Origin of the sequence: Streptomyces sp. WI03-4A (assembly GCF_033792105.1) — a bacterium.
GTDB lineage: Bacteria > Actinomycetota > Actinomycetes > Streptomycetales > Streptomycetaceae > Streptomyces > Streptomyces collinus_A.
This window is the reverse complement of record NZ_JARAUO010000069.1, coordinates 20,202-27,084: the sequence shown is the minus strand read 5'-3', so window position 1 is coordinate 27,084 and position 6,883 is coordinate 20,202. Positions and strand designations below refer to the sequence as shown.

8 protein-coding genes and 1 rRNA gene are annotated in these 6,883 nt (G+C 70.9%); all 9 read left to right on the top strand.

The features are described from left to right. A 5S ribosomal RNA gene (gene rrf / locus PV343_RS38705) occupies nt 1–87 on the top strand; the annotation flags it as partial. 61 nt (nt 88–148) lie between these two features. Beyond that, complete coding sequence (locus PV343_RS38700) at nt 149–793, top strand: HAD family hydrolase (RefSeq protein ID WP_319151736.1); 645 nt, start codon at nt 149–151, stop codon at nt 791–793. Between the two features lie 93 nt (nt 794–886). Then, complete coding sequence (locus tag PV343_RS38695; RefSeq protein WP_319151735.1) at nt 887–1,594, top strand: VC0807 family protein; 708 nt, start codon at nt 887–889, stop codon at nt 1,592–1,594. A gap of 76 nt (nt 1,595–1,670) precedes the next feature. Then, nucleotides 1,671–2,897 (top strand): MFS transporter, encoded by a 1,227-nt coding sequence (locus PV343_RS38690; protein WP_319151734.1) that lies wholly within the window; start codon nt 1,671–1,673, stop codon nt 2,895–2,897. Next, complete coding sequence (locus PV343_RS38685; protein WP_319151733.1) at nt 2,848–4,020, top strand: acetoin utilization protein AcuC; 1,173 nt, start codon at nt 2,848–2,850, stop codon at nt 4,018–4,020. The genes PV343_RS38690 and PV343_RS38685 overlap by 50 nt, the downstream gene beginning before the upstream one ends. A 170-nt stretch (nt 4,021–4,190) precedes the next feature. After that, nucleotides 4,191–5,006, top strand: coding sequence for a phosphatase (locus tag PV343_RS38680; protein WP_319151732.1), 816 nt, complete (start codon nt 4,191–4,193; stop codon nt 5,004–5,006). Nucleotides 5,007–5,135: 129 nt separating this feature from the next. Continuing rightward, nucleotides 5,136–5,348, top strand: coding sequence for a helix-turn-helix domain-containing protein (locus PV343_RS38675; RefSeq protein ID WP_004984898.1), 213 nt, complete (start codon nt 5,136–5,138; stop codon nt 5,346–5,348). A 132-nt stretch (nt 5,349–5,480) separates the two neighbouring features. Continuing rightward, nucleotides 5,481–5,579: a 30S ribosomal protein bS22 gene (locus PV343_RS38670; RefSeq protein WP_003948845.1), complete on the top strand. Its 99-nt coding sequence runs from the start codon at nt 5,481–5,483 to the stop codon at nt 5,577–5,579. 238 nt (nt 5,580–5,817) lie between these two features. Beyond that, nucleotides 5,818–6,879 carry an NAD-dependent epimerase/dehydratase family protein gene (locus PV343_RS38665; protein ID WP_319151731.1) on the top strand — a complete coding sequence of 354 codons (1,062 nt, stop codon included), beginning with the start codon at nt 5,818–5,820 and terminating at the stop codon, nt 6,877–6,879. Nucleotides 6,880–6,883 lie beyond the last annotated feature (4 nt).

Below are 6,883 nucleotides of genomic sequence, written 5' to 3'. Positions count from 1 at the left end.
GGTTACATTCCGAACCCGGAAGCTAAGCCTCACAGCGCCGATGGTACTGCAGGGGGGACCCTGTGGGAGAGTAGGACACCGCCGAACAAATTTTGAGAAGACCCCCGCATCGAAAGATGCGGGGGTTTTCTGCGTTTAGGGTCTAGGTATGCGCTATGACCTGATCATCTTCGACAACGACGGTGTGCTCGTGGACAGTGAGCCGATCTCCAATCGGCACCTGGCCGCCTATCTGACCGAGCTGGGGCACCCCACGTCGTACGAGGACTCCATCCGGGACTACATGGGATCGGCGATGCACCGCATCCACGACCTGGTGCTGGAGCGGACGGGCCGACGGCTGCCGGACGACTTCGACGACGTCTTCCACGCGCGGGTGTTCGCCGCCTTCGAGCGGGAGCTGAAGCCCGTGCCCGGCGCCGGCGGGGTGCTGGAGAAGCTGACCGCCGACGGAGTGCCCTTCTGCGTCGCCTCCTCCGGGAGCCATGAGCGGATCAGGGTGGGGCACCGTGCGACCGGACTCGACCGGTGGTTCGACGAGCGGCGCGTCTTCAGCTCGCAGGACGTGGGGCGGGGCAAGCCGGCGCCGGATCTCTTCCTGTACGCCGCCGAGCGGATGGGTGTCGCGCCCGAGCGGTGCCTGGTCGTGGAGGACTCCCCGCTGGGCGTGCAGGCCGCCGTGGCGGCCGGGATGGACGTGTACGGGTTCACCGCCATGACGCCGGCGGAGAAGCTCGCGCAGGCGAACCAACTGTTCTCCACCATGGGCGAGTTGGCTGACCTGCTGGTGTGACCCGGGCCAGTGTCCCGGTGCTGACATTTGTCACGCGGACTTCCGGACGTTCGTTTCTACTGGCGGACCCCACCCGGCGGCGAAGCTGTGAGCATGACGACGAACACGGGTTCCCAGGGCCAGAGCACGATGCAGAACTTCGCGCCGCTGATCGTGGACGTGGCGGTGCCCCTCGCTTCGTACTACCTGTTCAAGGACGGCTTCGGGATGAGCACCTTCGCGGCGCTCGCCTGGAGCAGCGTCGTACCCGCGCTGCGGACCGTGTGGAGCGTGCTGAAGGAGCGGAGGGCCAACGCACTGGCCGGGCTCATCCTCGTCGTCAACGTCGTGTCCCTGGTGCTCAGCTTCGTCTCCGGTGACCCGCGGCTGATGCTGGCGAAGGACAGCGGGGTCAGCAGCACCGTCGCGATCGGCATCCTGGTCTCGGTCGTTCTCGGCAGGCCCATGATGACCGCCGGTCTCAAGCCCTTCCTGGTGAAGGGCGACGCGGTCAGGGAGGCCGCCTGGGAGCGGCTCGTGTCGGGCGCCTCGGCCGCCTCGGCGGACTTCCGGCGCCGGGAGCGCGCGTTCTCCGTGGTGTGGGGTGTGGTGCTGCTCGCCGAGTGCGTGGCACGGGCCGTGGGCGCGTACACCGTCCCCGTGGACACCATGGTCTGGCTCGGCGGAGTCGTCCTGGCCGTCGCGGTGCTGATCGGCATCGTGGTAGGCGGCGCCCTCGGGGCCGGGCCGATGGAGGCCATGCTCTCCCACGAGACGAAGCGGTCCGAGGCCGCGAGCGCCGAGGTCGCCGTCGCCGCGTGACCCGGGCCGAAGCTGAAGGAAATTCATCTTTGGCCGGATCTACCCACAGGTAGCCAGGGGCCCTACGCTCGCCGCCATGACAGATGTGCTGCGGCGCGGCAGGGCCTCGCTGGCGTTCAGCTTCTTCGCGCAGGGCGCCACCTTCGCGCTGCTGGTGACGCGCATCCCGGCGATCCAGGACCGGTACGGCATCTCCGACGGGCTGCTGCCGGTCTTCCTGGCCGCCGTGCCGATCCTCGCGGGGGTCGGAAGTGTGACGACCGAGCAGCTGGTGAAGCGGGTCCGGCCGAGCCGGCTGCTGCGCTGGTCCCAGCCGGTGGTGCTGCTGGCGCTGCTCGGGGTCGGGGCCGGCGGCAGCGGGGTGATGGCGGAGCTGGGCCTTGCCCTGGCGGCGTTCGGGCTCGCCGTCGGCGCGCTGGACGCCTCGATGAACATGCTCGGGGTCAGTCTCCAGCGGACGTACGGGCGCAGCATCATGCTGAGCTTCCACGCCGCCTACAGCCTGGGCGGCATCGTGGGCGCCTCGCTCGCGTGGGCCGGGGCGCACTGGCAGCTCGCGCTGTGGGTGTCGTACCTGCCGGTGGTGGCCGTGCTGTTGCCGGCGACGCTGGTGGGGAGCCGGTGGTACGTCGACGGGGAGGCGGGGGCCGTCCAGGAGGAGGCCGGCGCGGGCGGGGGCGGTGGCGCCGTCGTCTTCAAGCTGCTGCTGCCACTGTGCCTGGTGATGACCTTCGCCTACATCGGGGACTCGACGGTCTCCAACTGGAGCGCCAAGTACCTGAAGGACGTGCTGGGCAGTTCCGAGCAGCTCGCGACGGTGCCGTACAACGTGTACATGGTGACCACGCTGGTGGGCCGGGCCATCGGGGACTTCGGGGTGCGGCGGTTCGGGGCGGCCGCGGTCGTGCGGATCGGGGCGCTGGTGGCGGCCGGGGGCTTCGCGGTGGTGTCCGTGGCTCCGGACGCCTGGGTCGGCATGCTCGGGTTCACCCTGCTGGGCCTGGGGCTGTGCGTCCTGGTGCCGCAGACCTTCGCGGCGGCGGGGCGGCTGTTCCCGGGGGCCTCGGACGCGGCGATAGCCCGGCTCAACATCTTCAACTACGTGGGCTTTCTCATCGGTTCGCCGTTGGTGGGGGCGCTCGGGGACACCTGGAGCTACCGGGGCGCCATGCTGGTGCCGATGGTGTTGGTGCTGGTGACGTTGGGGTACGCCAGATCGTTCGCGGCTCAACCGGACCGATACGGTGGCGGGCATGAGCGGCCGCGCACAGCTGATGTGGGACGAGGCAGTAACGGGCTATGACTTCGGCCCGGACCATCCGATGGATCCGGTCCGGCTGGAGCTGACCCGGAAGCTGGTGGACGCCTTCGGGCTCGACCGGCAGATGACGGTGGTCGCGGCGAAGCCGGCCGGCGAGTCGACGCTGCGCCTGGTCCACCGGCAGGACTACATCGACGCCGTGAAGGCCGCCTCGGCCGATCCGGGGGCGGCCGACGGTTCGTACGGGCTCGGGACGCTGGACGATCCCGCGTTCGCCGGGATGCACGAGGTGTCGGCGCTGATCGCCGGGCAGTCGGTGGGGGCGGCGGAGGCGGTGTGGCGGGGCGACGCCGAGCACGCGGTGAACTTCGCGGGCGGCCTGCACCACGCGATGCCCGGCGGTGCCTCCGGGTTCTGCGTCTACAACGACGCCGCCCTGGCCATCGCGCGGCTGCTCGAACTGGGCGCGGAACGGGTCGCGTACGTGGACGTCGACGTGCACCACGGGGACGGGGTGCAGGCGGCGTTCTGGGAGGACCCGCGGGTCCTGACGATCTCGCTGCACGAGCATCCGAGCACGCTGTTCCCGCAGACCGGATGGCCGCAGGAGACCGGGGCCGGGGCGGGCGAGGGCGCGGCCGTGAACGTGGCGCTGCCGGCCGGGACCGGGGACGCCGGGTGGCTGCGGGCGTTCCACGCGGTGGTGCCGGAACTGCTCGCCGACTTCCGGCCGCAGGTGCTGGTGACGCAGCACGGGGCGGACACCCACTTCGAGGACCCGCTCGCACACCTCGCCGTGTCGCTGGACGCGCAGCGGGCCGCGCAGGTGGCGTGCCACGAGTTGGCGCACGAGTACGCGGACGGCAGGTGGGTCGCGCTCGGCGGCGGCGGGTACGCCGTGGTCGAGGTGGTGCCGCGGTCGTGGACGCATCTGGTGGGGATCGCCGCGGGGCGTGAGGTCGCCCCGGAGACGGTGATTCCCGAGGGGTGGCGGCACGAGGTGTACGCGCGCACCCGGCAGTTGGGGCCGCTGCGGATGACGGACGGGCGGTGGCCGGTGTCGTTCGCGTCGTGGGACGCGGGGTACGACCCCGCCGACCGCCTGGACCAGGCGGTCCTGGCCACCCGGCGGGCCGCGTTCCCGCTGCGGGGGCTGCTGCCGTGAGGCACGGCTGCGCCGGGGCCGGCTGAGCGGGGCATGAACGGGACCGGCTGAGCGGGACCGGCGGGCCGGGGCGGGCAGGTCCCGGGCCGGGGGGAGTGCCGTTGGGCCAACCGTGCGATGTTCCGCCGATTCGCGCGCGGGGCCTTCCGTGATGGGCCAGCATCGCACCCGTGTTGACCGCCGATGCCCTCCGCGCGCATCTGCTGGCTGCCCGGCTCGCCGGTGAGGTGGCCACGTCACGGGAGACCAGTCTCCGCAGCTACCGGCTGTTCGCCGCCCGGGACCCCCGGGCGCTGATCGGGATCGACCCCGAACGGCACTGGGGGCAGCGGGAGCTGCTGTCGCTGATGGCGGCCAGGTGCGGGGTCTCGGCCGATCCGCGGCACACGACCGGACCGGACATGATCGACCCGGAGCGGACGCTGGCCGCGCTGGACGCGTTCGCGGAACGGATCGGGGCGGCGGCCCGGCGTGGGGCTCCCGTGCTGCTCGGGACCGGGCATCCGCATCGGCTGCTCGGTTTCTACGGTGGCCTGGCGGACGCGTTGTCGGCAGTGGGGTGTGAGGTACTCACCCCGGCGCAGGGTCGCTCTGTCGACATATTGACCCGGTTCGGTCTACGCACGTACGCACTGGACTACGTACGAGGTGTTGCCCTGGTGCGGGAACCGGAGGTCGGGCGCCCCGGTTGTGAGCCGGGAGCGCACTGCCATTCACCGCTCCCGGTTCGGGTCGCCCTGGCCGCCGCGGCCGAGGTCGGCGGGCCCCTGCCCGAGCTGGTCATCGGGGACCACGGCTGGGTCTGCGGCGCAGGTCAGCTGGGGTTCGAGGCGATCGGCCTGGCGGACACGGACGATCCCGCGCTGTTCGTGGGGGAGGCCGAGGGCGTCGTCTCCGTCGCCGTTCCGGTTGATGACGGAGTGCGGTCTGATCACTACCGGCCGCTCACCCGCTACGTAGTCAATAGGGCGTGTCTGTCACAGTAGGCCGCCGATGGGTGCACCTCTTCCCCACTCGCATCACCCGCCCCTAGTCTGGGGAGTGAGCACGCAACGACGAAGAGTCACCGGAAGGGGAAGCCGGTGGCCGTCGAGTGCGGAAGGTTCAGGTGTGTCATGGCTGCTGCAGGCGAAAGGCCTCTGAACGAGGTTCAGTTCCTTACCGTGGCGGAGGTCGCCTCGGTGATGCGAGTGTCGAAGATGACCGTGTACCGGCTGGTGCACAGCGGTCATCTGCCCGCGATCCGGGTGGGGCGGTCGTTCCGCGTCCCGGAGCAAGCGGTACACGAGTACCTCCGCGAGAGTTATGTGGGGGTGGAGACGGCCTGACGGCCTTCCGGGGAACCCCCGGAAGCCCCTCGATTACGACCTCAGCGCTCGGACGGGTAGGCTGGCCCCTCGTAGGTCGTATGGGCCCATGGCGCCCAAACACCGAGTGATGAGAAGTGAGCGAGGGTAGTCGTGGGCTCTGTTATCAAGAAGCGGCGCAAGCGGATGGCCAAGAAGAAGCACCGCAAGCTGCTCAAGCGCACGCGCGTTCAGCGCCGCAACAAGAAGTAAGCGGCGCCGCGAGAGCGTGTTCTGTGGCCCCCTGTCCATGCGGACGGGGGGCCACAGGCGTGTCCGGGCCCCCGCGCGGGGAGTTCTCGGCGAGGATCGGCATATTCCAACTGGTGAGTTTCCGTCACCTCGGGCAGCGGGCGGTCATCACAGCGCAACATCGACCCGCTAAGTTGGCCGCACACGGGGAACGCGGGTGGGACCAGGTTTCGCACCGGATCGAAGGAAGGCGCTGATCTTGGGGAAGGTCGTGCTCGTCACCGGAGTGGCCCGGCAGCTGGGTGGCCGGTTCGTGCGGCGCATCCAGCGTGACCCCGAGGTGGACCGGGTGATCGCCGTGGACGCGGTGCCGCCCGCGCACCATCTGGGCGGGGCCGACTTCATCCAGGCCGACATCCGGCAGCCCACCATCGCCCGGGTGCTCGCCGAGACGGCCGCCGACACGGTCGTCCACATGGACATCACGGGCACCGCGCTGGGCGGCGGCAGCCGGGCCACGGTCAAGGAGACCAACGTCATCGGCACCATGCAGCTGCTCGGCGCCTGCCAGAAGTCGCCGGCCGTGCAGCGGCTGGTGGTGAAGTCCAGTACCAACGTCTACGGATCCGCACCGCGGGATCCGGCCGTCTTCACCGAGACCACCCCGCCCAAGTCGCTGCCCAGCGGCGGGTTCGCGAAGGACGCGGTGGAGGTCGAGGGGTACGTGCGCGGCTTCGCCCGGCGGCGGCCCGACGTCGCGGTGTGCGTGCTGCGCTTCGCCAACATCCTGGGCCCCGCCGCGGACACCCCGCTCGCCTCGTACTTCGCGCTGCCCGTCCTGCCGACCGTGTTCGGCTACGACCCGCGGCTGCAGTTCGTGCACGAGGACGACGTCGTCGAGGTGCTGCGGATCGCCTCCCACGAGCCGCGCCGGGGCACCCTCAACAGCGGCACCTTCAACATCGCGGGCGACGGCGTGCTGCCGCTCTCGCAGTGCGCCCGACGCCTGGGCCGCCCCACGGTGCCGCTGCTGCTGCCCGCGGTCACCTGGGCCGGCTCACTCGTGCGTACGCTGGGAATGACGGACTTCTCGCCGGAGCAGATCCGGCTGCTCACGCACGGCCGGGTGGTGGCCACCGACCAGATGCGCGAGACGCTGGGATTCCAGCCGACCTACACGACGGCCCAGACGTTCGCGGACTTCGCACGCGGCCAGGGACCCGGGCTGCTGCCGCCGGAGGCCCTCGCGGGGGCCGTCGACCGGGTCGCCGCGCTCGCCGCGAGGGGCGGCGGGCACCACCCGACGCACAGCGCCAACTGAGGAG